The 24,135-nt window shown below is 71.5% G+C and carries 24 protein-coding genes; 16 read left to right on the forward strand and 8 right to left on the reverse strand.

Going from position 1 to position 24,135, the window contains the following annotated elements; genetic code table 11:
* Positions 1-247 precede the first annotated feature (247 nt).
* Positions 248-2,002, forward strand: a complete 1,755-nt coding sequence (locus G412_RS0111215) for an acetyl/propionyl/methylcrotonyl-CoA carboxylase subunit alpha (RefSeq protein ID WP_028812179.1) — start codon at positions 248-250, stop codon at positions 2,000-2,002.
* Between the two features lie 290 nt (positions 2,003-2,292).
* Complete coding sequence (locus G412_RS0111220) at positions 2,293-2,853, forward strand: TetR/AcrR family transcriptional regulator (protein ID WP_028812180.1); 561 nt, start codon at positions 2,293-2,295, stop codon at positions 2,851-2,853.
* 17 nt (positions 2,854-2,870) lie between these two features.
* Here the strand turns inward: G412_RS0111220 and G412_RS0111225 are convergent, their stop codons facing one another.
* Together G412_RS0111225 and G412_RS0111230 are read right to left on the reverse strand one after the other, a co-directional pair.
* Positions 2,871-3,845 carry a DeoR/GlpR family DNA-binding transcription regulator gene (locus tag G412_RS0111225; protein WP_078606914.1) on the reverse strand — a complete coding sequence of 325 codons (975 nt, stop codon included), beginning with the start codon at positions 3,843-3,845 and terminating at the stop codon, positions 2,871-2,873.
* Positions 3,846-3,988: 143 nt separating this feature from the next.
* Entirely contained in the window at positions 3,989-5,428 is a 1,440-nt protein-coding gene (locus tag G412_RS0111230; protein ID WP_028812182.1) for an NAD(P)H-quinone dehydrogenase, read from the reverse strand.
* Between the two features lie 192 nt (positions 5,429-5,620).
* Here G412_RS0111230 and G412_RS0111235 point away from each other — a divergent pair, with 192 nt between their 5' ends.
* The 3 genes from G412_RS0111235 (at position 5,621) to G412_RS0111245 (ending at position 8,778) form a co-directional block, all read left to right on the forward strand.
* Positions 5,621-6,058 carry a gamma-glutamylcyclotransferase family protein gene (locus tag G412_RS0111235; protein ID WP_028812183.1) on the forward strand — a complete coding sequence of 146 codons (438 nt, stop codon included), beginning with the start codon at positions 5,621-5,623 and terminating at the stop codon, positions 6,056-6,058.
* A gap of 101 nt (positions 6,059-6,159) precedes the next feature.
* Positions 6,160-6,990: a purine-nucleoside phosphorylase gene (locus tag G412_RS0111240; RefSeq protein WP_028812184.1), complete on the forward strand. Its 831-nt coding sequence runs from the start codon at positions 6,160-6,162 to the stop codon at positions 6,988-6,990.
* Between the two features lie 135 nt (positions 6,991-7,125).
* Complete coding sequence (locus tag G412_RS0111245; protein ID WP_028812185.1) at positions 7,126-8,778, forward strand: phospho-sugar mutase; 1,653 nt, start codon at positions 7,126-7,128, stop codon at positions 8,776-8,778.
* 524 nt (positions 8,779-9,302) lie between these two features.
* Here the strand turns inward: G412_RS0111245 and G412_RS34030 are convergent.
* Positions 9,303-9,977, reverse strand: coding sequence for a PH domain-containing protein (locus G412_RS34030; protein ID WP_051338286.1), 675 nt, complete (start codon positions 9,975-9,977; stop codon positions 9,303-9,305).
* Between the two features lie 89 nt (positions 9,978-10,066).
* Here G412_RS34030 and deoC point away from each other — a divergent pair, with 89 nt between their 5' ends.
* Genes deoC through G412_RS0111265 form a run of 3 tightly spaced genes read left to right on the forward strand, consistent with a single transcriptional unit; the run spans position 10,067 to position 13,387 of the window.
* The gene (gene deoC, locus G412_RS0111255) at positions 10,067-11,017 is read left to right on the forward strand and encodes a deoxyribose-phosphate aldolase (protein ID WP_028812186.1); all 951 of its coding nucleotides are present in this window, start codon (positions 10,067-10,069) and stop codon (positions 11,015-11,017) included.
* Between the two features lie 5 nt (positions 11,018-11,022).
* Complete coding sequence (locus G412_RS0111260) at positions 11,023-12,495, forward strand: aldehyde dehydrogenase family protein (protein ID WP_028812187.1); 1,473 nt, start codon at positions 11,023-11,025, stop codon at positions 12,493-12,495.
* Complete coding sequence (locus tag G412_RS0111265; RefSeq protein WP_028812188.1) at positions 12,488-13,387, forward strand: aldehyde dehydrogenase family protein; 900 nt, start codon at positions 12,488-12,490, stop codon at positions 13,385-13,387. The genes G412_RS0111260 and G412_RS0111265 overlap by 8 nt, the downstream gene beginning before the upstream one ends.
* Positions 13,388-13,453: 66 nt before the next feature.
* Here G412_RS0111265 and G412_RS0111270 read toward each other — a convergent pair whose 3' ends face one another.
* The gene (locus G412_RS0111270) at positions 13,454-13,867 is read right to left on the reverse strand and encodes a hypothetical protein (RefSeq protein WP_028812189.1); all 414 of its coding nucleotides are present in this window, start codon (positions 13,865-13,867) and stop codon (positions 13,454-13,456) included.
* Positions 13,868-13,981: 114 nt separating this feature from the next.
* Here G412_RS0111270 and G412_RS0111275 point away from each other — a divergent pair, with 114 nt between their 5' ends.
* Entirely contained in the window at positions 13,982-14,617 is a 636-nt protein-coding gene (locus G412_RS0111275; protein WP_244282918.1) for an ATP-binding protein, read from the forward strand.
* A 181-nt stretch (positions 14,618-14,798) separates the two neighbouring features.
* Here the strand turns inward: G412_RS0111275 and G412_RS34035 are convergent, their stop codons facing one another.
* Positions 14,799-15,572 (reverse strand): SigE family RNA polymerase sigma factor, encoded by a 774-nt coding sequence (locus G412_RS34035; RefSeq protein ID WP_028812191.1) that lies wholly within the window; start codon positions 15,570-15,572, stop codon positions 14,799-14,801.
* Between the two features lie 170 nt (positions 15,573-15,742).
* On the opposite strand from G412_RS34035, the gene afsQ1 reads away from it, so the two are divergent.
* The 5 genes from afsQ1 (at position 15,743) to G412_RS0111305 (ending at position 19,513) form a co-directional block, all read left to right on the forward strand.
* Positions 15,743-16,420 carry a two-component system response regulator AfsQ1 gene (gene afsQ1, locus G412_RS0111285; RefSeq protein WP_176733210.1) on the forward strand — a complete coding sequence of 226 codons (678 nt, stop codon included), beginning with the start codon at positions 15,743-15,745 and terminating at the stop codon, positions 16,418-16,420.
* On the forward strand, positions 16,417-17,970 hold the full coding sequence (locus G412_RS0111290) for a sensor histidine kinase (RefSeq protein WP_028812193.1): 1,554 nt from the start codon (positions 16,417-16,419) through the stop codon (positions 17,968-17,970). The genes afsQ1 and G412_RS0111290 overlap by 4 nt, the downstream gene beginning before the upstream one ends.
* Positions 17,967-18,572: a hypothetical protein gene (locus G412_RS0111295; protein WP_028812194.1), complete on the forward strand. Its 606-nt coding sequence runs from the start codon at positions 17,967-17,969 to the stop codon at positions 18,570-18,572. The genes G412_RS0111290 and G412_RS0111295 overlap by 4 nt, the downstream gene beginning before the upstream one ends.
* Before the next feature lie 93 nt (positions 18,573-18,665).
* Positions 18,666-19,220, forward strand: coding sequence for a VanZ family protein (locus tag G412_RS0111300; protein ID WP_037648509.1), 555 nt, complete (start codon positions 18,666-18,668; stop codon positions 19,218-19,220).
* 92 nt (positions 19,221-19,312) lie between these two features.
* Positions 19,313-19,513: a PspC domain-containing protein gene (locus G412_RS0111305; RefSeq protein WP_028812196.1), complete on the forward strand. Its 201-nt coding sequence runs from the start codon at positions 19,313-19,315 to the stop codon at positions 19,511-19,513.
* A 141-nt stretch (positions 19,514-19,654) separates the two neighbouring features.
* Here G412_RS0111305 and G412_RS0111310 read toward each other — a convergent pair whose 3' ends face one another.
* The gene (locus tag G412_RS0111310) at positions 19,655-20,029 is read right to left on the reverse strand and encodes a hypothetical protein (RefSeq protein WP_028812197.1); all 375 of its coding nucleotides are present in this window, start codon (positions 20,027-20,029) and stop codon (positions 19,655-19,657) included.
* Between the two features lie 133 nt (positions 20,030-20,162).
* The gene (locus G412_RS0111315) at positions 20,163-21,311 is read right to left on the reverse strand and encodes an adenosine deaminase (RefSeq protein ID WP_028812198.1); all 1,149 of its coding nucleotides are present in this window, start codon (positions 21,309-21,311) and stop codon (positions 20,163-20,165) included.
* A gap of 102 nt (positions 21,312-21,413) precedes the next feature.
* Between G412_RS0111315 and G412_RS0111320 the strand changes: the two genes are divergently transcribed.
* Entirely contained in the window at positions 21,414-22,190 is a 777-nt protein-coding gene (locus tag G412_RS0111320) for an alpha/beta fold hydrolase (protein WP_078606915.1), read from the forward strand.
* A gap of 444 nt (positions 22,191-22,634) precedes the next feature.
* Here G412_RS0111320 and G412_RS0111325 read toward each other — a convergent pair whose 3' ends face one another.
* On the reverse strand, positions 22,635-22,922 hold the full coding sequence (locus G412_RS0111325) for a hypothetical protein (RefSeq protein ID WP_051338288.1): 288 nt from the start codon (positions 22,920-22,922) through the stop codon (positions 22,635-22,637).
* 79 nt (positions 22,923-23,001) lie between these two features.
* Here G412_RS0111325 and G412_RS0111330 point away from each other — a divergent pair, with 79 nt between their 5' ends.
* Positions 23,002-24,102 (forward strand): calcium:cation antiporter, encoded by a 1,101-nt coding sequence (locus tag G412_RS0111330; protein ID WP_028812201.1) that lies wholly within the window; start codon positions 23,002-23,004, stop codon positions 24,100-24,102.
* Positions 24,103-24,135: the final 33 nt, after the last annotated feature.

Raw genomic sequence — 24,135 nt, forward strand, 5'->3', positions numbered from 1 at the left:
TTCGGCCGTTCGTAGGGAGTCGACAAAGAAAGCTGCCGCCCCACTGGCCGGGCGGACAGAGACCTGCGCCACACCTGAGGGCTACTGTGCGGTGAAGGAACCCGTCGTACCGTGGTGCGACAAGGGAATTCGCGACTCGAGCGAGACTCGTATCACGCTCCGTGTGGGCAAGCTCACCATTGGGGATGGGTCGTAGGTCCGTGTCGGCAGTCCCTAAACTCAGCTTGTTTCAAGGAGGGAGCCAATCGTGCGCAAGGTGCTCATCGCCAACCGAGGCGAAATCGCTGTCCGCGTTGCTCGGGCCTGCCGGGATGCCGGGATCGCGAGCGTAGCCGTCTACGCCGATCCGGACCGGGACGCTCTGCACGTCCGCGCGGCCGACGAGGCGTTCGCTCTGGGCGGTGACACCCCGGCCGCCAGTTACCTGGACATGGCCAAGGTGCTCCAGGCCGCCAAGGATTCGGGGGCGGATGCCGTTCACCCCGGTTACGGCTTCCTTTCCGAGAACGCCGAGTTCGCCCAGGCCGTGCTCGACGCCGGGCTGACCTGGATCGGCCCGCCGCCGCAGGCCATCCGTGACCTCGGCGACAAGGTCGCGGCCCGGCACATCGCCCAGCGCGCGGGCGCCCCGCTCGTCGCCGGTACGCCGGACCCGGTCTCGGGCGCCGACGAGGTCGTCGCGTTCGCCGAGCAGAACGGCCTGCCGATCGCCATCAAGGCGGCGTTCGGCGGCGGCGGCCGCGGCCTGAAGGTCGCCCGTACGCTCGAAGAGGTCCCGGAGCTGTACGACTCCGCAGTGCGCGAGGCCGTAGCCGCCTTCGGCCGCGGCGAGTGCTTCGTCGAGCGCTACCTCGACAAGCCGCGCCACGTCGAGACCCAGTGCCTGGCCGACGCCCACGGCAACGTCGTGGTCGTCTCCACCCGTGACTGTTCGCTCCAGCGCCGCCACCAGAAGCTGGTGGAGGAGGCCCCGGCGCCGTTCCTGAGCGAGGCCCAGAACGCGGAGCTGTACCGCGCGTCCAAGGCCATCCTCAAGGAGGCCGGTTACGTCGGTGCCGGCACCGTCGAGTTCCTCGTCGGCGTCGACGGCACGATCTCCTTCCTGGAGGTCAACACCCGCCTCCAGGTCGAGCACCCGGTCTCCGAAGAGGTCACCGGCATCGACCTGGTCCGCGAGATGTTCCGCATCGCCGACGGCGAGAAGCTGGGTTACGACGACCCGGCCGTGCGCGGGCACTCCATCGAGTTCCGCATCAACGGCGAGGACCCGGGCCGCGGCTTCCTGCCCGCCCCCGGCACGGTGACCGCTTTCGCGCCGCCGTCCGGCCCCGGTGTCCGTCTGGACGCGGGCGTCGAGACCGGGGCGGTCATCGGCCCGGCGTGGGACTCCCTGCTCGCCAAGCTGATCGTCACCGGCGCCACCCGTGAGCAGGCGCTCCAGCGTGCCGCGCGTGCGCTCGCGGAGTTCAACGTCGAGGGCATGGCCACGGCCATCCCCTTCCACCGCGCGGTCGTCGCGGACCCGGCGTTCACCTCCGACCCCTTCAGGGTCCACACCCGGTGGATCGAGACGGAATTCGTCAACGAGATCCCGGCCTACACCGTGCCGGGCGCGGACACGGACGAGGACGAGTCGGGCCGCGAGACCATCGTCGTCGAGGTCGGCGGCAAGCGCCTGGAGGTCTCGCTGCCCTCCTCGCTGGGCATGACCCTGGCCCGGACCGGCCTGGCCGCAGGCGCCAAGCCCAAGCGCCGGGCCGCGAAGAAGTCCGGCCCCGCCGCCTCCGGCGACACCCTCGCCTCGCCCATGCAGGGCACGATCGTCAAGGTCGCGGTCGAGGAGGGCCAGGAGGTCAAGGAGGGCGACCTCGTCGTCGTACTCGAGGCCATGAAGATGGAGCAGCCGCTGAACGCGCACCGCTCCGGCACCGTCAAGGGCCTGGCCGCCGAGGTCGGCGCGTCCGTCACCTCCGGCGCCGTCATCTGCGAGATCAAGGACTGACGTCCGGCCGCAGGCCGACAGAGCCGTACCCGAGCTGAGGGCCCCGCCGACACCGGCGGGGCCCTCAGCTCGCAATGGCATCCTGGAGACCGGAGCAGGAGAGGGGCAGGGCCATGGCGACGAGCAGACGACAGCCGCCGGGGGCACCGGGAGCGCCGACGCCCCGGCCGCCGTCGGCGTCCGGGCCGGGGTCCGGGCCGGCGCGCGCGTCGGCGTCAGGGCCTGCGCCGGCCTCCGGGCCCGGGTCTCAGGCGCGGCAGGCTTCCGCGTCGGCGGCGGGTGTGCGGCCCATGCGGGCCGATGCCCGGCGCAACTACGAGCGCGTCCTGGCGGAGGCGCGTATCGCCTTCGCGGAGCACGGCACCGACGCCTCCCTCGAAGACGTCGCGCGCCGCGCCGGAGTGGGCATCGGCACCCTCTACCGGCACTTCCCCACCCGGCACGCCCTGATGAGCGCCGTCTTCCAGGGCGCCGTCGACGAACTCCTCGCCCACTCCCGTGAACTCGCGGACAGCGAGGCGCCCTGCTCGGCGCTCGTCACCTGGCTGCGCGACATCGTCACTCACGCGGGTGAGTACCGGGGTCTTGCCCGCGAACTCATGTCGGCCTCGCGCGACCGGAGTTCGGCCCTGGCGCGATGCAGTACGCCGATGAACGCCGCCGGTGAGCGGCTGCTCGTACGGGCCCAGGAGAGCGGCGCGGTCAGGCCCGACGTGTCGATCGGCGACCTGATGCAGCTGACGAACGCCATCGCGCTTGCCGCTGAACAGGCCCCCGACGACCCGGAACTGGCGGACCGTCTGCTGACGCTGACGCTGAAAGGCCTGCGGGCGGAGACAACGGCGACGTAACGGCGTAACCGCCTGCTTCAGCGGCGGCGCATGTCGGCGACGCGCGCCCGCTCGGCGGATCCCGGCTGTGGCTCCGCCAGCGATCCGGCGCTGCGCAGTTGCGCACCGCCCCCCGGACCGCCCGGATGCGTACGCCGCTGGCCGGGCAGGGGCATGTCGCGACGGGGCTGGCGCCCGGTCGGGACGCCGTCACCCCCGGCGCCCGCCGTTCCCGGCCCCGCGACGGCGATCTGCACTCCCTGATCGGCCAGGGCCTGCAGTTCGGTCGCCGCACGGTCGTCGTGCGGCGGCGGCTCGTCGGTGACCAGGCGCGTGATCACGTCGGTGGGCACCGTCTGGAACATGGTGTCGGTGCCGAGCTTGGTGTGGTCCGCGAGGACCACGACCTCCGCGGCGGCCTGCACCAGCGCTCTGTCGACGCTCGCCGACAGCATGTTGGAGGTGGACAGGCCGCGCTCGGCGGTCAGTCCGCTGCCGGAGAGGAAGGCTCTGGAGACCCGCAGCCCCTGGAGGGACTGCTCGGCCCCGCTGCCGACCAGTGCGTAGTTGGAACCGCGCAGTGTGCCGCCGGTCATGACGACCTCGACGCGGTTGGCGTGCGCCAACGCCTGGGCCACCAGCAGGGAGTTGGTGACGACGGTGAGCCCGGGGACCCGGGCGAGCCGTCTGGCCAGCTCCTGCGTGGTCGTCCCGGCGCCGACGACGATGGCTTCGCCCTCTTCGACGAGTCCCGCGGCGAGGTCGGCGATAGCCGTCTTCTCCGCGGTCGCGAGATGGGATTTCTGCGGAAAGCCGGACTCCCGCGTAAATCCGCCCGGCAATACCGCACCGCCGTGCCGGCGGTCGAGGAGTCCTTCTGCCTCCAGCGCCCGCACGTCCCGCCGTACGGTCACTTCGGAGGTCTGGACGACGCGGGCGAGCTCACGGAGCGATACAGCCCCGTTGGCGCGCACCATTTCGAGGATCAATTGACGACGTTCTGCAGCGAACACGAAACTGACAGTAACCCCAGCAGCCGATAGTTCTCAGCAGTTTGCGCCGAATAACAGAAGTTGTACGCAAACTTCGAGGAGCAGTGGTATAGGCGGCGTACGCCGGATGCGTAGGCCGTGTGAGCGCCCCGCTGCCTCGCCCGTTACGCCTCGGCGGACGTCTTGCGGGTGTGCAGCTGCCGTGCGACCTCGGCGATCGATCCCGACAGGGACGGGTACACCGTGAACGCGTTCGCGATCTGTTCCACGGTCAGGTTGTTGTCGACCGCGATCGAAATCGGGTGGATCAGCTCGCTCGCGTGCGGCGAGACGACGCAGCCGCCGACCACGATGCCCGTACCGGGACGGCAGAAGATCTTGACGAAGCCGTCGCGGATGCCCTGCATCTTGGCGCGCGGGTTGCGCAGCAGCGGCAGCTTCACCACGCGCGCCTCGATCTTGCCCGAGTCCACGTCGGACTGGCTGTAGCCGACCGTCGCGATCTCGGGGTCGGTGAAGACGTTCGCCGATACGGTCTTGAGGTTCAGCGGGGTCACCGCGTCGCCGAGGAAGTGGTACATCGCGATCCGGCCCTGCATGGCCGCGACGGAAGCGAGCGCGAACACCCCGGTGACGTCACCCGCCGCGTACACGCCGGGCGCGCTGGTGCGCGAAACGCGGTCGGTCAGGATGTGGCCCGAGTCCCGCAGCCGGACCCCGGCCTCCTCCAGGCCCATCTCCGCGGTGTTCGGGATGGCGCCGACGGCCATCAGGCAGTGCGTACCGCTGATGACACGCCCGTCGGACAGGGTCACTTCCACCCGGTCGCCGACCCGCTTGGCGGACTCGGCGCGCGAGCGCGCCATGACGTTCATGCCCCGGCGCCGGAAGACGTCCTCCAGGACCGCCGCGGCGTCCGGGTCCTCGCCCGGCAGCACGCGGTCGCGCGAGGAGACGAGGGTGACGCGCGAGCCGAGCGCCTGGTACGCGCCGGCGAACTCGGCGCCCGTGACACCGGAGCCGACCACGATGAGCTCCTCGGGGAGCTCGTTCAGGTCGTACACCTGCGTCCAGTTCAGGATCCGCTCGCCGTCCGGGAGCGCGTCGGGGATCTCGCGCGGGTGCCCGCCGGTCGCGATCAGTACGGCGTCGGCGGTGAGGCGCTCCTCGTTGCCGTCGCTGTACGTGACGACGACCGTGCGCGAGCCGTCGGCGCCCTGCTGGCCCTCCAGCCGGCCCCGGCCGCGCAGCACGCGCGCGCCCGCACGCGTGACGGACGCGGTGATGTCGTGGGACTGCGCGAGCGCGAGGCGCTTCACACGGCGGTTGACCTTGCCCAGGTCGACGCCGACCACGCGGGCCGCCTGTTCGATGTGCGGCGTGTCGTCGGCGACGATGATGCCCAACTCCTCGTACGAAGAGTCGAAGGTCGTCATCACCTCAGCAGTGGCGATCAGGGTCTTCGACGGTACGCAGTCGGTGAGCACCGACGCCCCGCCCAGACCGTCGCTGTCGACTACCGTCACCTCCGCGCCGAGCTGGGCGCCCACCAGGGCCGCCTCGTATCCGCCGGGTCCGCCACCGATGATCACGATCCGGGTCACGAAAAAGTCCGCCTCGCATTGTCAATCCCGGCCCGCCTGCCCGCTCGGCCGGGGATCCGGGGATCGCCCGGGGGGAATGCAGTACGTACTCCATTGTCCCGCACGCTTCAAGGTGCTTCGCCCCGGGGCCTCCATCCGGCCGCACCGCTCTGCTGCCCCCGCTGCCCCACCCCCTCCCGTACCCTCGATCACATGTCGCTCTACGCCGCGTACGCCGGCAACCTCGACGCGCGGCTGATGACGCGCCGCGCACCGCACTCACCGCTGCGCGGGACCGGCTGGCTCAACGGCTGGCGGCTGACCTTCGGCGGCGAGTCGATGGGCTGGGAGGGCGCGCTCGCCACCATCGTGGAGGCCCCGCGCTCGCAGGTCTTCGTCGCGCTCTACGACATCGCTCCGATGGACGAGGACTCCATGGACCGCTGGGAGGGTGTCGGACTCGACATCTACCGGCGGATGCGGGTGCGGGTGCACACGCTGGACGGCGAGGAGCCGACCTGGGTGTACGTCCTGAACGGGTACGAGGGCGGGCTTCCCTCCGCCCGCTACCTGGGGGAGATCGCCGACGCGGCGGAGTCGGCGGGCGCGCCGCACGACTACGTCATGGAGCTGCGCAAGCGCCCCTGCTGACGTCTCGCGGCTGCCTTTGTCCGATCCGACAAGGCAACGATCGCAACACCGTCGGCAGTGACATCTACGCGCGTAGGGGAAGACCGGTTACCCTCGTCGGCGTGAACGCATCTGTTACCCCCGCCCCCACCGACGGCTTCGCCGACCCCCACGCGACAGCCGACGCCGCCGCCGCCCGCCTGCGTGAGCTGACCGGCGCCGAGACCCACGACGTCGCCCTCGTAATGGGGTCGGGCTGGGTGCCGGCCGCCGAGGCGCTGGGCGCGCCCGAGCACGAGTTCCCGGTCACCGAGCTGCCCGGCTTCCCGCCGCCGGCCGTCGCCGGACACGCGGGCACGGTCCGCTCGTACAAGATCGGCGACAAGCGCGCGCTGGTCTTCCTCGGCCGTACGCACTACTACGAGGGCCGCGGTGTCGCCGCCGTCTCGCACGGCGTCCGTACCGCCGTCGCCGCCGGCTGCAAGACCATCGTCCTCACGAACGGCTGCGGCGGCCTGCGTCCGGGCATGCGCCCCGGCCAGCCGGTCCTGATCAGCGACCACATCAACCTGACGGCCACCTCGCCGATCATCGGGGCGAACTTCGTGGACCTGACGGACCTGTACTCGCCGCGCCTGCGCGCGCTGTGCAAGGAGGTGGACGCCACCCTGGAGGAGGGCGTGTACGTCCAGTTCCCCGGCCCGCACTACGAGACGCCCGCCGAGATCAACATGGTCCGCGTCATGGGCGGCGACCTGGTCGGCATGTCCACGGTCCTGGAGGCCATCGCCGCGCGTGAGGCGGGTGCGGAGGTGCTCGGCATCTCGCTGGTCACCAACCTGGCCGCGGGCCTGACGGGCGAACCGCTGAACCACGAGGAAGTCCTCCAGGCGGGCCGCGACTCGGCCACCCGCATGGGCGCCCTCCTGGCCCAGGTCCTCGAACGCATCTGACCCTGCCGGACCCCCGCTCCTCAAACGCCGGAGGGGCTGGATGGTGCTCAGTCACTTCCAGCCCGTCCGGCGTTCGAGGACACGCCCGCCGCAGGCGAATCGCAACGCACCCACACACGAGAGGTGGACCACATCGTGCAGCAGGAGCAGGAGCTCATCGCACGGGCGCGGGCCTGGCTGGCCGAGGACCCGGACAGCGAGACCCGTGACGAGCTCGGCAAACTCATCGACGCCGAGGCTCTGGACGAGATCGCTGCCCGGTTCGCCGGCACACTCCAGTTCGGCACGGCAGGCCTCCGCGGAGAACTCGGCGCGGGCCCCATGCGGATGAACCGCGCCGTGGTCATCCGCGCCGCCGCCGGCCTCGCCGCGTACCTCAAGGCCAAGGGCCAGACCGACGGCCTGGTCGTCATCGGTTACGACGCCCGCCACAAGAGCGCCGACTTCGCCCGCGACACCGCCGCCGTGATGACCGGCGCCGGCCTGCGCGCCGCCCTCCTGCCCCGCCCGCTGCCCACTCCCGTACTGGCCTTCGCCATAAGGCACCTGGGCGCCGTCGCCGGTGTCGAGGTGACGGCGAGCCACAACCCGCCCCGCGACAACGGCTACAAGGTCTACCTCGGCGACGGCTCGCAGATCGTGCCGCCCGCCGACGCCGAGATCGCCGCCGAGATCGCCGCCGTGGCGTCCCTGGCCGACGTACCGCGCCCGGACACCGGCTGGTTCACCCTCAACGAGGAGGTCCTGGAGGCCTACCTCGCCCGTACCGACGAGGTCCTGACTCCGGGGTCCCCCCGCACCGCCCGCGTCGTCTACACGGCCATGCACGGCGTCGGCAAGGAGGTCCTGACGGCCGCCTTCGCCCGCGCCGGCTTCCCCGAGCCCGTGCAGGTGGCCGAGCAGGCCGAGCCGGACCCGGACTTCCCCACGGTCGCCTTCCCCAACCCGGAGGAGCCGGGGGCCATGGACCTGGCCTTCGCCACCGCCCGCCGCGCACAGCCCGACCTGATCATCGCGAACGACCCGGACGCCGACCGCTGCGCCGTCGCCGTGCCCCTGCCCGGCACGGACGACTGGCGGATGCTGCGCGGCGACGAGGTGGGCGCGCTGCTCGCGGCCCACCTGGTCCACAAGGGCGCGAGCGGCACGTTCGCCGAGTCGATCGTCTCGTCTTCCCTTCTCGGCCGGATCGCGGCCGCCGCGGGTGTGCCGTACGAGGAGACCCTGACCGGCTTCAAGTGGATCGCCCGCGTCGACGGCCTGCGCTACGGCTACGAAGAGGCCCTCGGCTACTGCGTCGACCCGGAGGGCGTACGCGACAAGGACGGCATCACGGCGGCGCTTCTCGTCACCGAGCTGGCCTCCGTCCTGAAGTCCCAGGACCGCACGCTCCTGGACCTCCTCGACGACCTCGCCGTCGAGCACGGCCTGCACGCCACCGACCAGCTCTCGGTCCGCGTCCAGGACCTGACCGTGATCGCCGACGCGATGGCCCGGCTGCGCGCCCAGCCGCCCACCTCGCTCGCCGGCCTGACCGTCACCACCGCCGAGGACCTCACACGCGGCACGGACAAGCTGCCGCCCACCGACGGCCTGCGCTACTACCTCGACGGTGAGGTGAAGGCCCGCGTGATCGTCCGGCCGAGCGGCACCGAGCCCAAGCTCAAGTGCTACCTGGAGGCCGTCGTCCCGGTCGCCGGCGCGAGCGAGCTGACGACGGCCAAGGAGCGGGCCGAGGGCATCCTCGCCGCGATCAAGCGCGACCTGTCGGCGGCAGCCGGCATCTGACCCGCCGACACCGCCTCCGGGGCGGCCGGTTCCCTGCCCAGGGGCCGACCGCCCGGACGAGTGGTGTGTACGACAGTCGACGCAGCGCCCCTCCCCTCTCCGCGAGGAAAGGTGACCCGGTATCCCCCGCCGACCGGGGTGGGGCAGTGCATGGCCACGCCCGCCCCCGCCCCACCTGCAACGCCACCGGGGAGGGGACGTGCCGGAGCCCGCCCGCACCACCACCGCCGACGGCGCCGGGGCCACGCCCACCCCCGCCCCACCTGCAACGCCGCCGGGGAGGGGACGTGTCGGGGCGCTCCCCGCAGGGCGTTGAACGCAACCACCGCGAACGAACCAACACCCACCCGAACGTTCGACGCCCGAGGAGACGCCCCGGCGCGGCACCGCCCCCAACGCCCCGCAAAAGGCGACCCCCAGAAGCCGGCGCGGCACCGCCCCCAACGCCCCGCAAAAGGCGACCCCCAGAAGCCGGCGCGGCACCGCCCCCAACGCCCCCGCAAAAGACCCCCGCCGCACCAACCTCACCCAGTGGCGAACAGCACCACAAGCGCCACGGCCCCCACCCCGCACGGCGCGAGGATCTCGTACGCCCAGCGGACGACCGGCTCACCCTGCGCGGTCGGCCGCGACGCGCACCGCTCCGCCTGCTCACGCAGGTCGTCGACGGTCTGGTCGGCCGGCGCCCGGCGCGCCCGCGCGTCGGTGACGTCGGCGGTCGCGGACGTCCTGCCGTACGGGTCGTCCGACGCCTGCCTCGCCTGCTGACGGGCGACACGCTTGCGCTGGCGCAGCGACACGGGGATCGCCCACAGCTGGTACTTCCTGCCGCCCGCCAGCACCTCGCTGGAGTACCCGGCCCGTACCCCCTCGACCGACGCCCACGGCAGCGTGATCGTACGGAAGGGGTTGCGGATCCGGAGCCGGTCGTCGTTGGCGAAGACGGCGGGCCGCAGCGTGAAGGCCACCACCAGCGGTACGGCGAACAGCAGCCCCGCCACGGCTGCCCACGGCGTACGCCCCTCACCGCGCACCAGCGCGTCGCCGCCGACCCACGCGGCCAGCAGCAGCACCAGGACTCCACCGGCGAGGGCGGAGGACGACCGGAAGACCCGGTCGGCGTACGCCGCCTCGGCGGGCGGCCGGCCGGGACTGCCGGGGTTCTCGGGGCTGCCGGGACTGCCGGGGCTGCGTGTCATGCGGCCGATTCTGCCTCACGTCACACCGGCTCGGCGGGGTCCGGGGGTGTACAGGCAGCTACGCGCGTAGATATGCTCATCTGGTGACCATGCCCACCACTGCACCCGCATTCGCCGACGCGACCGCGTCCGACGGTGCGCTGCGCCGCTTCCTGCACGGGCTCCCCGGCGTAGACACCGTCGGCCTCGAAGCGCGCGCCGCGTCCCTCGGCACCCGTTCGGTCAAGACGACGTCGAAGGCGTTCGCCATCGACCTGGCCATCTCGATGATCGACCTGACCACGCTCGAAGGCGCGGACACCCCGGGCAAGGTCCGGGCGCTCTGCGCCAAGGGCGCCAACCCCGATCCGACCGACCGCACGACGCCGCGCGTCGCCGCGATCTGCGTCTACCCGGACATGGCGCAGACCGCGAAGGAGGCCCTGGCCGGCACCGGCATCAAGGTCGCCTCGGTCGCCACCGCCTTCCCGGCAGGCCGCGCCGCGCTCCCGGTGAAGCTCGCGGACGTACGCGACGCGGTCGAGGCCGGAGCCGACGAGATCGACATGGTGATCGACCGGGGAGCCTTCCTCTCCGGTCACTACCTGAAGGTCTACGAGGAGATCGTGGCCGTGAAGGCCGAGTGCGGCGACAAGGCCCGCCTGAAGGTCATCTTCGAGACCGGCGAGCTGTCGACGTACGACAACATCCGCCGCGCGTCGTGGCTCGGGATGCTGGCGGGCGCCGACTTCATCAAGACCTCCACCGGCAAGGTAGGGGTGAACGCCACGCCGCCGAACACCCTGCTGATGCTTGAGGCCGTACGCGACTTCAAGGCGCAGACTGGAATCCAGATCGGCGTGAAGCCGGCCGGCGGCATCCGCACCACCAAGGACGCGATCAAGTTCCTGGTGCTGGTCAACGAGACGGTCGGCGAGGACTGGCTCACCAACGAATGGTTCCGCTTCGGCGCGTCCTCGCTGCTGAACGACCTGCTGATGCAGCGGCAGAAGCTGAGCACCGGCCGTTACTCCGGTCCCGACTACGTGACGGTGGACTGATCACCATGGCATCCGCATCCGCACCCGCACCCGCACCCGCACCCGCACCCGCATTCGAGTACGCCCCTGCTCCCGAGTCCCGCTCGGTAGTCGACATCGCTCCCTCCTACGGCCTGTTCATCGACGGCGAGTTCACCGACGCGGCCGACGGCAAGGTCTTCAAGACCATCTCGCCGTCCACCGAGGAGGTTCTCTCCGAGGTCGCCCGCGCGGGCGCCGAGGACGTGGACCGCGCCGTGAAGGCGGCCCGCAGGGCGTTCGAGAAGTGGTCGGCGCTGCCCGGCTCCGAGCGCGCCAAGTACCTCTTCCGTATCGCGCGGATCATCCAGGAGCGCTCGCGTGAGCTGGCCGTCCTGGAGACCCTCGACAACGGCAAGCCGATCAAGGAGACCCGAGACGCGGACCTCCCCCTGGTCGCCGCGCACTTCTTCTACTACGCGGGCTGGGCCGACAAGCTCGACCACGCGGGGTACGGCGCCAACCCGCGCCCGCTCGGTGTCGCGGGCCAGGTCATCCCCTGGAACTTCCCCCTCCTGATGCTCGCGTGGAAGATCGCCCCGGCGCTCGCCACCGGCAACACGGTCGTCCTGAAGCCCGCCGAGACGACCCCCCTCTCCGCCCTGTTCTTCGCGGACATCTGCCGCCAGGCGGGCCTGCCCAAGGGCGTCGTCAACATCATTCCCGGTTACGGGGAGGCGGGCGCCGCACTCGTCGAGCACCCGGACGTGAACAAGGTCGCCTTCACCGGCTCCACGGCCGTTGGCAAGGCGATCGCCCGCCAGGTGGCGGGCACGCACAAGAAGGTCACCCTCGAACTCGGCGGCAAGGGCGCGAACATCGTCTTCGACGACGCCCCCATCGACCAGGCCGTAGAGGGCATCGTCACCGGCATCTTCTTCAACCAGGGCCAGGTCTGCTGCGCGGGCTCGCGCCTCCTGGTCCAGGAGTCGATCCAGGACGAGCTGCTCGAATCCCTCAAGCGCCGGCTCTCCACGCTGCGCCTGGGCGACCCGCTGGACAAGAACACCGACATCGGCGCGATCAACTCCGCCGAGCAGCTCGCCCGTATCACCGCACTCGCCGACACCGGCGAGGCGGAGGGCGCCGAGCGCTGGTCGGCGCCCTGCGACCTGCCCTCCTCCGGCTACTGGTTCGCGCCGACGCTCTTCACGGGCGTCACGCAGGCGCACACCGTCGCACGCGACGAGATCTTCGGCCCGGTCCTCTCCGTGCTCTCCTTCCGCACCCCCGACGAGGCGGTCGCCAAGGCGAACAACACGCAGTACGGCCTGTCCGCCGGCATCTGGACGGAGAAGGGCTCGCGGATCCTCGCGGTCGCGAACAAGCTTCGCGCGGGCGTGATCTGGGCCAACACGTTCAACAAGTTCGACCCGACCTCGCCCTTCGGCGGTTACAAGGAGTCGGGCTACGGCCGCGAAGGCGGCCGTCACGGCCTGGAGGCGTACCTCGATGTCTGACCGCTTGACTGTCCTCAAGACCTACAAGCTGTACGTCGGGGGCAAGTTCCCCCGCTCCGAGAGCGGCCGGGTGTACGAAGTGACGGACTCGAAGGACAAGTGGCTGGCCAACGCCCCCCTGTCGTCCCGCAAGGACGCCCGTGACGCGGTCGTCGCCGCCCGCAAGGCGTTCGGCGCGTGGTCGGGTGCGACGGCGTACAACCGGGGCCAGGTCCTCTACCGCGTCGCCGAGATGCTGGAGGGCCGCAAGAGCCAGTTCGTGCACGAGGTGACGCACGCGGAGGGTCTGTCGAAGTCGAAGGCGGCCGACGTCGTGGAGGCCGCCATCGACCGCTGGGTCTGGTACGCGGGCTGGACCGACAAGATCGCCCAGATCGTGGGCGGCGCGAACCCGGTGGCGGGCCCGTTCTTCAACCTGTCCACCCCCGAGCCCACGGGCGTCGTCACCGTCGTGGCGCCCCAGGAGTCGTCCTTCCTGGGCCTCGTCTCGGTGATCGCCCCCGTGATCGCGACGGGCAACACGGCCGTGGTCATCGCTTCCGAGAAGTCCCCGCTGCCGGCGCTCTCCCTCGGCGAGGTCCTGGCCACGTCCGACCTGCCGGGCGGTGTGGTCAACATCCTGACCGGGCGTACGCGCGAGATCGCGGTGCCGCTCGCCTCGCACCAGGACGTCAACGCGATCGACCTGACGGGCGCGGACGCCGACCTGGCGCGCGATCTGGAGATCGCCGCCGCGGACAACCTCAAGCGGGTTCTGCGTCCACAGCCTGTGGACGGGACCGCGGCGGACTGGTCGGCCGACCCCGGCACGCACCGCCTGACGGCCTTCCTCGAAATGAAGACGGTGTGGCACCCGACGGGCACGCTGGGCGCGTCGGGCTCCGCCTACTGACCCCATGCGGACGGGCCCGTATCGCCGAGCGGCGGTACGGGCCCGTCCGTGTCCCCGGCAGCCGGATCAGCCCGGCAGCACACCGGTCGCCGGACCCGCCAGCGGCAGCTCCCGCAGCGTGTCGGCCTGCGTGAGCGGGGCGGTGGCCGCCCTCGTGCTGACCGGCTGGAAGTCGGCGACCTGCGTGCCCAGTCCGTTGTCCAGCGGGTCCACGCCCGTCCCGGCGAGCGGGTTCAGGGGGGCGTCCTTGACCGGGCCGACACCGCTGACGGCCGCGGCCCTCAGCCCGCCGGCCAGGGCCTCCATCGTTTTCTCCGCATGGAGATGCGGCAGAGGTGCGTCGATCCCGGTCTCCTCCGGCGCCGGCGCGGCCTGCGCCGCACCGCCGCCCGCGGCAAGGGCCGCACCGGCCGCGGTGACGGCCAGACCTGCGCGCAGCAGAGCGGTCCGCTGGGACTTGGGGCGTGCGTGACGTGCCATGGGATTCCTGCCTGAGTGGGTAATCAAGTGCCCACGCAGAGTAGGTGAGGTGTGACGCTCGATACCAACGTCTCCCCGGTGGGGTCCCCCGGCCGGCTCAATGCCGCAGAATGGTTGCCCGTGAGTTCATCCCCCGTACCCACGCACGTCGTCCTGCTGACCGGTCCCTCCGGCTCCGGAAAGTCGTCGCTGGCCGCCCGTTCGGGCCTGCCCGTGCTGCGCCTCGACGACTTCTACAAAGAGGGTGACGATCCCACGCTCCCGCGGGTGGAGGGGAGCACGGACATCGACTGGGACTCCCCGCTGTCCTGGGACGCGGACGCCGCCGTGGCGGCCATCGGGGAGCTGTGCCGTACGGGGCGTACGAACGTTCCGGTGTACTCCATCGCCACCAGCTCCATCGTGGGCAGGGAGGCGCTGGACATCGAGCGCACGCCGTTGTTCGTGGCGGAGGGGATCTTCGCGGCGGACGTGGTGGCGCGCTGCCAGGAGCTGGGCGTACTCGCTGACGCGCTCTGTCTGCGCGGGCGTCCGGCGACGACCTTCCGGCGGCGGCTGCTGCGGGATCTCCGGGAGGGACGCAAGTCGGTGCCGTTCCTGCTGCGCAGGGGGTGGCGGCTGATGCGGGCCGAGCGGGCGATCGTGGGGCGCCAGACGGCGCTCGGGGCGTACCCCTGCGCGAAGGCGGAGGCACTGGGCCGCCTCGCGGCCGCCGCGGCGGGCCGCCACCGCACCCCGGCAGTGCGCTAAGGCCTGCCCGCCGAAGGCCGGCAGAGGCCGCCGGGCTGGCCCTGCGGCGCTACCCCGCCCGCACCCCCGCAGCACAGCGCGGCGGGGTCGTACAGGCTCCCCCGCCTGTACGGCCCCGCCGCGCTTCCCCCGTGCTCCGCCGTCTCCCCCGAGACGGCGGCCCCCGTATCCCCCGTTACCTTCAGGCCACCAGCTCGCCGAAGGACTCTTCCTCGTCACGGCCGAAGCTGAGGACCTCGTCCTCGCGCAGCCGGCGCAGGGAGCGCCAGATGCTGCTCTTGACCGTGCCGACACTGATGTCGAGGATGTCCGCGATCTCCGGGTCGGTGCGGCCCTCGTAGTACCGCAGGACCAGCATCGTGCGCTGGAGTTCGGGCAGCCGGGCGAGCGCCTGCCAGAGCACGGCGCGCAGTTCGGTGCCGCGCATCGCGTCCGTGTCGTTCGCCGTCTCCGGCAGTTCCTCGGTCGGGTATTCGTTGAGCTTGCGCCTGCGCCAGGCGCTGATGTGCAGGTTCGTCATGGTGCGGCGCAGATAGCCGCCGACCGCCGCCTTGTCGCTGATCCTGTCCCAGGCGCGGTACGTCGAGAAGAGGGCGCTCTGCAGCAGGTCCTCGGCCTCGTACCGGTCCCCGGTCAGGTGGTAGGCGGTCGCGTACAGGGAGGCGCGGCGCTCCTGGACGTAGGCGGTGAACTCCGCCTCCGACACCGAAGTGCCTTCCCCCGTGGCCTCCCGGTACGCCGCTCCCCCGTATCCCCCGTTGCCCCCGTACCCCCCGTTGCCCCCCACAGAACTGTCCGGCACCGCGGCCACGTGCAGAGACTGCGTGCGCTGGCGACCGATGCCGCGAGCGCACCCCCGCCCGCCGCCCACGGCACCGGACTTCTCGGTGCTCCTCGTGACGTCGTGGAGACGCGTGACAACTGCGCTGGAGGTGGTGCTGTGCAGTGCGTTCATCTCGCGCCCCCCGTCAATGGAGTCCGTTGCTGTCCGTGTGCCAATGAGCTTGCCGGGCCAGTTTCATGGCGGTGTCCGCCGACTGTCACAGGCCTGTCACAGGGACGGGAGCGCGATGCGAGTGGCCCAACTGTCGAAGTCGCCCTTCCCCATGGGCCAGAATGACCTCTGTGCCTTTCCTGTTGCTGATCGAGGACGACGACGCCATCCGCACGGCCCTCGAACTCTCGCTGTCACGCCAGGGCCACCGAGTGGCCACCGCGGCGACGGGAGAGGACGGCCTGAAACTGCTGCGCGAGCAGCGGCCGGATCTGATCGTGCTGGACGTGATGCTGCCCGGTATCGACGGGTTCGAGGTGTGCCGTCGCATCAGGCGCACCGACCAGTTGCCGATCATCCTGCTGACCGCGCGCAGCGACGACATCGATGTGGTGGTCGGCCTGGAGTCGGGCGCCGACGACTACGTTGTCAAGCCGGTGCAGGGGCGGGTCCTCGACGCCCGTATCCGCGCGGTACTGCGGCGGGGCGAGCGGGAGGCCAATGACGCCGCCGTCTTCGGCAACGTGACGATCGACCGGTCGGCGATGACGGTCACCAAGAACGGCGAGGATCTTCAGCTCACGCCGACCGAACTGCGGCTGCTCCTGGAGCTGAGCCGCCGCCCCGGACAGGCGTTGTCCCGGCAGCAGTTGCTGCGGCTGGTGTGGGAGCACGACTACCTTGGTGACTCGCGGCTGGTCGACGCGTGCGTTCAGCGGCTGCGGGCCAAGGTCGAGGACGTACCGTCGTCGCCGACCCTCATCCGTACGGTCCGTGGCGTCGGCTACCGGCTGGACTCGCCTTCGTGAGCGCTGCCCCGGCGAAATCCCCGCAGGCGGGGCCGCGCTGGACCAGTCTGCGGCTGCGGCTCGTCGTCGTGTTCGCCCTGGTGGCGCTGACGGCTGCCGTCTCGGCGTCGGGCATCGCGTACTGGCTCAACCGCGAGGCCGTACTGACCCGTACCCAGGACGCGGCGCTGAGCAGCTTCCGCCAGGAGATGCAGAACCGCGCGGCCACGCTGCCGCTGCGGCCCACGCAGGCCGAACTCCAGGCGGCCGCGACGCAGATGGCGGCGGGGGGCAGCCCCGGCTACAGCGTGCTGCTGGTGGACGAGCGGGAGCCGGGCAAGCCGATCGCGGTCACCTCGGACAGCGATGTCCTGACGCTGAAGGACGTACCGCAGGAGCTTCAGGACGCGGTGAACCGGCGGCAGAAGGTCACGGAGGCCAATGAGTTTCCGTACCACCTGTACTGGGTGCGCGTCAGCCCGAAGGGGAAGCCGTCCCTGGTGGCGGGCACGAAGGTGATCGGCGGCGGGCCCACCGGTTACATGGTCACGTCCCTGGAGCAGGAGCGCGACGACCTCAACTCGCTGGCCTGGTCCCTCGCGATCGCCACCGCGCTCGCCCTGCTGGGCTCCGCGCTGCTCGCGCAGGCGGCCGCGACGACCGTGCTCAAGCCCGTGCAGCGGCTCGGGGACGCGGCGCGGCGCCTGGGTGAGGGCAAGCTCGACACGCGGTTGCGGGTGTCGGGGACGGACGAACTGGCCGATCTGTCGCGGACGTTCAACAAGGCCGCCGAGTCGCTGGAGAAGAAGGTCGCGGACATGAGCGCGCGGGAGGAGTCGAGCCGCCGCTTCGTCGCCGACATGTCGCACGAACTGCGTACGCCGCTGACCGCGATCACGGCGGTGGCGGAGGTCCTGGAGGACGAGGCGGACAGCCTCGACCCGATGATCGCGCCCGCCGTGCACCTGGTGGTGAGCGAGACGAGGCGGCTGAACGACCTGGTGGAGAACCTCATGGAGGTGACCCGCTTCGACGCGGGTACAGCCCGGCTCGTCCTCGACGACGTCGACGTGGCCGACCAGGTGACCGCCTGCATCGACGCGCGGGCGTGGCTGGACGCGGTGGATCTCGACGCCGAGCGCGGCATCATGGCGCGCCTCGACCCGCGCCGGCTGGACGTGATCCTGGCGAACCTGATCGGGAACGCGCTCAAGCACGGGGGCTCCCCGGTGCGGGTGTCGGTGCGGCCCGTCGGCCACGAGCTGCTGATCGAGGTACGGGACCACGGGCCCGGCATCCCCGAGGACGTACTGCCGCACGTCTTCGACCGCTTCTACAAGGCGAGCGCGTCACGGCCGCGCTCCGAGGGCAGCGGGCTCGGCCTGTCCATCGCCATGGAGAACGCGCACATCCACGGCGGGGACATCACCGCGTCGAACTCGCCGGAGGGCGGCGCCGTCTTCGTACTGCGACTGCCGCTCGACGTGTCACGGACAGCGGACGGGGACGGAGACGGGGACGACGGAGGGGACGGCGGCGTGCGGGACGGACAGGAGGGCGACAGCCAGTGAAGCGCGGACTGACCCGTCTCACGGCCCTCGCCGCGCTCGGCGCCGCGCTCGCCGGGTGCGGGATCCGGACCACTTCGGTGCCGGTCGACGCGGGCGCCGCGCCGTCCCGCGTGCCGTGCGAGCTGTCGGAACAGGAGCCCGCCGGCGAGGGGGCCTCCGGCGTACCGCTCCAGGTGTATCTGGTCTGCGGGGCGCAACTCGTCCCGGTGGACCGGGCGGTGCGGATACCCGAGGAGAAGCTGTCCGACCGGGTGCGGGTCGCGCAGACACTCCTCGACGAGCTCAAGAAGGAACCCTCGGACGAGGAGAAGCAGGCGGGTTTCACCACGGATGTACGGGAGACACTGGCCGTTTCCAGGGGTCGCAAGGGTGACCCCCGCGACGCGTTGCGGCTGAGCAGCGAGCCGGAGGACCTGCCCACCCACGCGCTGGCGCAGATCATCTGTACGTACGCGGACAGCGCGGCGGCCGGACCGGACCGGTCGGTGGTGCTGGGCGGCCCCTCCGACGACCCGGTGCGCGGTTACCAGTGCACGGCGGCGCTCAAGGCCAGGCCCGAATCGGTGCTGCCGACACTGGGTGAGATCCGACCTTCGCGCTGATCCGCCGGAACCGTCCGGCCGGTGTGCGTGCCTGGCTCGTCACACTGCCGCCCAGGCGGAACCGATCCCACCGGCGTCCGCGTCTTGGGGGGCGTGCGACATGGCTCGGACGGCAGTGCCGTCATCATCCGCCTCCGCGCGGCGGGAGGCTTACTCCTCGTCGCGCATCTGCTGCTCGTGGCGTTACTGACGCTGCGCCCCCTGGACGTCCCCTGGGTGACCGCACCGAACTTCCAGCCGCTGGCCGGCATCGAGGCGGATCTGGCGCTCGGTCCCGCCCGGGCGGCGCGACGTATCTGCGAGGGGCTTCTGCTGCTGGCGCCGCTGGGCGTGCTGCTGCCGATGGCGGGGGGCCGGCTGTATGTGTCGCCGGTGGCCTCGCTGGCCCGTACGGCGCTGGCGGGGACGCTCTTCTCGCTCGGTATCGAGCTGCTCCAGACCGGGGTGCCCGGCCGGGTCGTCGATGTGGACTCGCTGCTGCTGAACACGGCCGGGGTGGCGCTGGCGCACCTGGCGGTCGTACCGATGGGGCGGGCGCGACTGCGCCGCCTGCGGCGGCGGGCACCGGGGAAGGGCCGGGTCCTGCGCCGGGACGAGGTTTCTCAGGGGCCTACCCGGACGATTCCCAGGGTCGGGATCGCCCCGTAGAGGGACGCTTTGAACCGTTCTCGGCGAGCAGTATGGATGTATCGGGAGGCACACCGGAAGTGACCCCCGGACCAGCTCGCGAGGAGCCCGCCATGACCGCCCTTGTCCGCCCCCGTAACGGCCGAGTGATCGGCGGAGTGTGCGCTGCGCTGGCACGGCGCTTCGGCACCTCGGCGACCACGATGCGAGTGATCTTCGTGGCCTCGTGCCTGCTGCCCGGGCCGCAGTTCCTGCTGTACCTGGCGCTGTGGGTATTCCTGCCGGGCGAGAAGACGACGAAGACCGCCTGGTAAGACCGCCTGGTAAGGGCGGCGTACGAACGCGTACGACAGACACACGAAGGGCGCGCACCGGATTCGGTTCCGGTGCGCGCCCCTTCCGCGTGCGGTGCGTCGCTGCGCCGAGCGGGTACGTCGCTGTGCCGAGCGGGTGCGTCAGCCGCCGAGGCCCGGCAGAGCGGTGCCGGCCGGCAGGCCGCCGAGCAGGCCCTTGACCGGGTCGGCGCTGCCGGGCCCGCCCTTCGCCTCGGCCGCCCGGGCCTTGGCCAGGGACTCGGCGGCGGTCGCCGGCAGCGTGGTGGCGGATCCCGTGAGCGCGCTCATCCCGCCGGTCAGAGCCTCGGGGGCGCCGCCGGGGAGCTTGCCGGCGACGTCCTGCGCGGGCAGCGTCGTGGTGGCGGAGCTGACCGCGCCCGTGAGGTCGGGCACGGCCGGGGCGACCGGCGCGGCGGAGGCGCTGCCGGCGGCGGCAGCGGCGAAGGCAGCACCGAGGGCGGCGGCACCGAGGGTCTTGGCAGCAGACTGCTTCATGGAGAAAACGTCCTCGCAAACGGGGAATGGGGGAGCGGCTCTGCAAGCTAGCCACGCCCCGTCTCCGCCGCAAACACGTGAAGGCGGCCGGGAATTGACGTTCCCGGCCGCCTCGGGTGCGGCGTACTCAGCCTCAGACGGAGGAAGAACCGCTGGTGGTGACGGTCTGCCGGAACAGCCATTCGGATTTCAGCTCGGCGTATCCGGGCTTGATCACGTCATTGATCATGGCAAGGCGTTCGTCGAAAGGAATGAATGCTGATTTCATCGCATTGACTGTGAACCACTGCATGTCGTCGAGCGTGTAACCGAAAGCCTCGACCAGGTGCTCGAACTCGCGGCTCATGCTGGTGCCGCTCATCAGCCGATTGTCGGTGTTGACCGTGGTCCGGAAGTGCAGTGTGCGCAGCAGCCCGATGGGGTGTGCGGCGTACGAGTCGGCCGCGCCCGTCTGGAGGTTGGACGTCGGGCACATCTCCAGCGGGATGCGCTTGTCACGCACGTACGCGGCGAGGCGGCCCAGCTTGACGGTGCCGTCGGCCGCGACCTCGATGTCGTCGATGATGCGTACGCCGTGACCGAGCCGGTCGGCGCCGCACCACTGGAGTGCCTGCCAGATGGAGGGGAGCCCGAAGGCCTCACCGGCATGGATCGTGAAGTGGTTGTTCTCGCGCTTGAGGTACTCGAAGGCGTCGAGGTGGCGGGTGGGTGGGAAGCCCGCCTCGGCGCCGGCGATGTCGAAGCCGACGACGCCGTTGTCGCGGTAGCGGTTGGCGAGCTCGGCGATCTCCAGGGCGCGGGCGGCGTGCCGCATCGCGGTCAGCAGCGCGCCGACCCTGATCCGGTGGCCGTTCGCCTTCGCGCGGCGCTCGCCCTCGCGGAATCCGTCGGTGACGGCCTCGACGACCTCTTCGAGGGTCAGCCCCTGCTCCAGGTGCTGCTCGGGGGCGTACCGGATCTCGGCGTAGACGACACCGTCCTCGGCGAGGTCCTCGGCGCATTCGGCGGCGACGCGGAACAGCGCGTCACGCGTCTGCATGACGGCGCAGGTGTGCGCGAAGGTCTCCAGGTAACGCTCCAGCGAACCGGAGTCGGCGGCCTCGCGGAACCAGATGCCGAGCTTGTCGGCGTCGGTCTCGGGGAGGGCGTCGTAACCCGCCTCGCGGGCGAGGTCGATGATCGTGCCGGGCCGCAGACCACCGTCGAGGTGGTCGTGGAGCAGCACCTTCGGGGCGCGGCGGATCTGGTCCGCGCTGGGCGTGGTGGTGGTCTCGCTCGTCATCTGCGCACTCTACTGCCTACGCGCGTAGATCGCCTCTGTCGATACGCAACAGTGACCGTGCGGACGGGTGGAGTACACCTGCGCTTCTGAGACTGTTCTGTCATGGCACAGGAAGCAATCCCGGTTTCCGGGGCCCGGTTGGGCCGGGCGGTCGGAGCGGGCGGAGCGGGCGGGGGCGGTGACCGCACGGTTCACGGTGTGGTCCTGCTGCTTCCCGCCGGCGAACCGCTGTCGGCGCGCGGTCCGTCCCCGCTGGCGTACGCCGGTGTGCGGCCGCTGGCACGGAGTCTGGCCGCGGCGGGGCGGGACGAGGGGCTCGTCGCGCACGTCGTGCGCTACCGCGGCCGTGGCTGGAACGGTACGGACGCGCGGCTCGCGGCGGACGCGAAGTGGGCGGCGGACGAGGTCGTACGGCGCTACGGCGACGTACCGGTGTGCCTGGCGGGGATCGACATGGGCGGCCGGGCGGCGCTGCACGCGGCGGACCATCCGGCCGTCAACTCCGTGCTGGCGCTCGCGCCGTGGCTGCCGGACGACGATGTCGCGGCGGCGGCGGAGCCGGTGAAGCAGCTGGCCGGGCGGCATGTGCTGATCGTGCACGGCACGAATGACGAACGTACCGATCCGGAGCTGTCGTACCGGCTGGCGGAGCGGGCGAAGAAGGTCAACCGCGACACGTGCCGCTTCGAGGTCCACTCCGACGGCCACTCGCTGCGCCAGCACCGGCCGGAGGTGCTGGCGCTTGCGGCCGATTTCGTACTGGGCGCGCTGCTGGGCCAGGGGTACGCCCGCCCGGTGGCCGACGCGTTGGCGGCGCCGCCACCACTGGGCCTACGCATGCCCCTGGCCTCCGGCTTCGGCCACGCACTACGCCGGTAACGCCCCTGGCCCCTGGCCCCACCGTCGCGGTCTCCCCCCACCCCGCCCCTTCCCGCAGCGACACGCCGCGGCTCCGCGCGTGAGGGGCTCCCCGCGTGAAGGGCTCCGCCCCAGCCCCCGGACGCCCTACGGGCGTGCCCTCAAACGCCGGGCAGGCTGGATTCGCCGGGGCAAGCTGGATATACCGCGCGGCAGACACATCCCCGCTCAGCGGCACCCTCCAGCCCCTCCGGCGCTTGAGGAGCGGGGCTTGGGGCGGAGCCCCAGCACACCCCGGCTCACCACGCAGCCCGTCCGACACTTGAGAACCGAGGCCTGGAGCGGAGCCCCAGCACACCCCGGCCACCTCCAGCCCGTCCGGCGCTTGAGGACCGGGGTCTGGGGCAGCGCCCCAGTTCGGGAAGGGGCGGGGTGGGGAAAGGCTCCGCGCGGCGGGTTGGCCGGTCAGGCTTCCGGTGGGGAGACTTCGGCGACCCAGCCGTACGGGAGTTCCGCGCCGTCCAGGGTGATCGCTTCCACCGCGCGCGTGCGGGGGTCGATGTCGGCCGCCACGCCGTCACCCTCGTAGCGGGGGTATCCAGACGCCCCCGTACCGCCGGTCGCTTCCACGACCGCCGTCCGCAGTGTGGACCCGTGGTCGGGATGGCCGGCCGCATCGGCCGCACGGGGCTTGATCTCCACCGTGTAGCGGTCGGGCTGCGGACGCGGCTGCGGAGTGGTCGGCGTAGGCATGCCTTCGACGCTAGCGCCGCCACCGCCGTCCGCGCCGTACGACGCGCGCCCGGCGCACCCCTCTGTCAGGGTCGGTGGCATGATCCGTCTGGTCCGCGCCGGCGCCGCGCACTGGTCGAACACGGTGCCCGTGCTGGCCGTCGTGCTCATGGTCTTCGCCTGGGGGCGCGACCTGCCCGGGCCCGTCGTCGCGCTGCTGGCCGGCTTCCTGGCCGGCGCGGTGCTCGCCGCCGTACATCACGCCGAGGTGGTCGCTCACCGGGTGGGCGAACCGTTCGGCTCGCTCGTCCTCGCCGTGGCCGTCACGATCATCGAGGTCGCCCTGATCGTCACGCTCATGGCCGGCGCCGGCGACAAGAACAGTTCGCTGGCCAGGGACACCGTCTTCGCCGCCGTGATGATCACCTGCAACGGCATCGTCGGACTCTCCCTCCTCGTCGGCTCGCTGAAGCGGAAGGTGGCGGTGTTCAACGCCGAGGGCACCGGCGCCGCGTTCGCCACCGTCGCGACGCTGGCGGGGCTGAGCCTGGCCCTGCCGACGTTCACCACCAGCGCTCCGGGGCCGAGGTTCAGCCCCGCGCAGCTCGTCTTCGCGGCGTTCGCGGCCCTGGTGCTCTACGGGCTGTTCGTGATGACGCAGACCTGGCGGCACCGGGACTACTTCCTGCCCATGACCACGCAGGGCAAGGTGATCGACGTGGAGCAGCATGCCGACCCGCCGTCGCAGCGGGTCGCGCTCTTCAGTCTCGGCCTGCTCGCCGTCTCACTGGTCGCCGTGGTGGGGCTGGCGAAGGGCGTGTCCCCGACGATCGAGTCCGGGGTTGAGGCGGCCGGGCTGCCCGCCTCGGTGGTGGGTGTCGTGATCGCGCTGCTCGTGCTGCTGCCCGAGTCGATCGCCGCCGTACGGGCCGCCGGGCGCGACCGGGTGCAGACCAGCCTGAACCTGGCGCTCGGGTCGGCCATGGCGAGCATCGGACTGACCATTCCGGCGGTCGCCGTGGCGTCCGTCTGGCTGGAGGGGCCGCTGCTGCTGGGCCTCGGCGCCTCGCACATGGTGCTGCTCGCGCTCACGGTGGCCGTCGGCACACTGACCATCGTGCCGGGGCGCGCGACGCCGCTCCAGGGGGGCGTACATCTGTCGCTGCTCGCGGCCTACATGGTGCTCGCCGTCAGTCCGTAATGTCAGTTACTCACTGACGTCAGTCACTCACTA

The organism is Streptomyces flavidovirens DSM 40150 (genome assembly GCF_000429085.1).
Classification (GTDB): Bacteria; Actinomycetota; Actinomycetes; order Streptomycetales; family Streptomycetaceae; genus Streptomyces; species Streptomyces flavidovirens.

Bases quoted from the DNA above. Each gene is read 5' to 3' on its own strand.
- G412_RS0111220 (WP_028812180.1), top strand. From the start codon at position 2,293: ATGCGGGCCGATGCCCGGCGCAACTACGAGCGCGTCCTGGCGGAGGCG.
- G412_RS0111235 (WP_028812183.1), top strand. From the start codon at position 5,621: ATGTCGCTCTACGCCGCGTACGCCGGCAACCTCGACGCGCGGCTGATG.
- G412_RS34030 (WP_051338286.1), bottom strand. From the start codon at position 9,977: ATGACACGCAGCCCCGGCAGTCCCGGCAGCCCCGAGAACCCCGGCAGT.
- deoC (WP_028812186.1), top strand. From the start codon at position 10,067: ATGCCCACCACTGCACCCGCATTCGCCGACGCGACCGCGTCCGACGGT.
- G412_RS0111260 (WP_028812187.1), top strand. From the start codon at position 11,023: ATGGCATCCGCATCCGCACCCGCACCCGCACCCGCACCCGCACCCGCA.
- G412_RS0111265 (WP_028812188.1), top strand. From the start codon at position 12,488: ATGTCTGACCGCTTGACTGTCCTCAAGACCTACAAGCTGTACGTCGGG.
- G412_RS0111270 (WP_028812189.1), bottom strand. From the start codon at position 13,867: ATGGCACGTCACGCACGCCCCAAGTCCCAGCGGACCGCTCTGCTGCGC.
- G412_RS34035 (WP_028812191.1), bottom strand. From the start codon at position 15,572: ATGAACGCACTGCACAGCACCACCTCCAGCGCAGTTGTCACGCGTCTC.
- G412_RS0111305 (WP_028812196.1), top strand. From the start codon at position 19,313: ATGACCGCCCTTGTCCGCCCCCGTAACGGCCGAGTGATCGGCGGAGTG.
- G412_RS0111310 (WP_028812197.1), bottom strand. From the start codon at position 20,029: ATGAAGCAGTCTGCTGCCAAGACCCTCGGTGCCGCCGCCCTCGGTGCT.
- G412_RS0111315 (WP_028812198.1), bottom strand. From the start codon at position 21,311: ATGACGAGCGAGACCACCACCACGCCCAGCGCGGACCAGATCCGCCGC.
- G412_RS0111320 (WP_078606915.1), top strand. From the start codon at position 21,414: ATGGCACAGGAAGCAATCCCGGTTTCCGGGGCCCGGTTGGGCCGGGCG.
- G412_RS0111325 (WP_051338288.1), bottom strand. From the start codon at position 22,922: ATGCCTACGCCGACCACTCCGCAGCCGCGTCCGCAGCCCGACCGCTAC.
- G412_RS0111330 (WP_028812201.1), top strand. From the start codon at position 23,002: ATGATCCGTCTGGTCCGCGCCGGCGCCGCGCACTGGTCGAACACGGTG.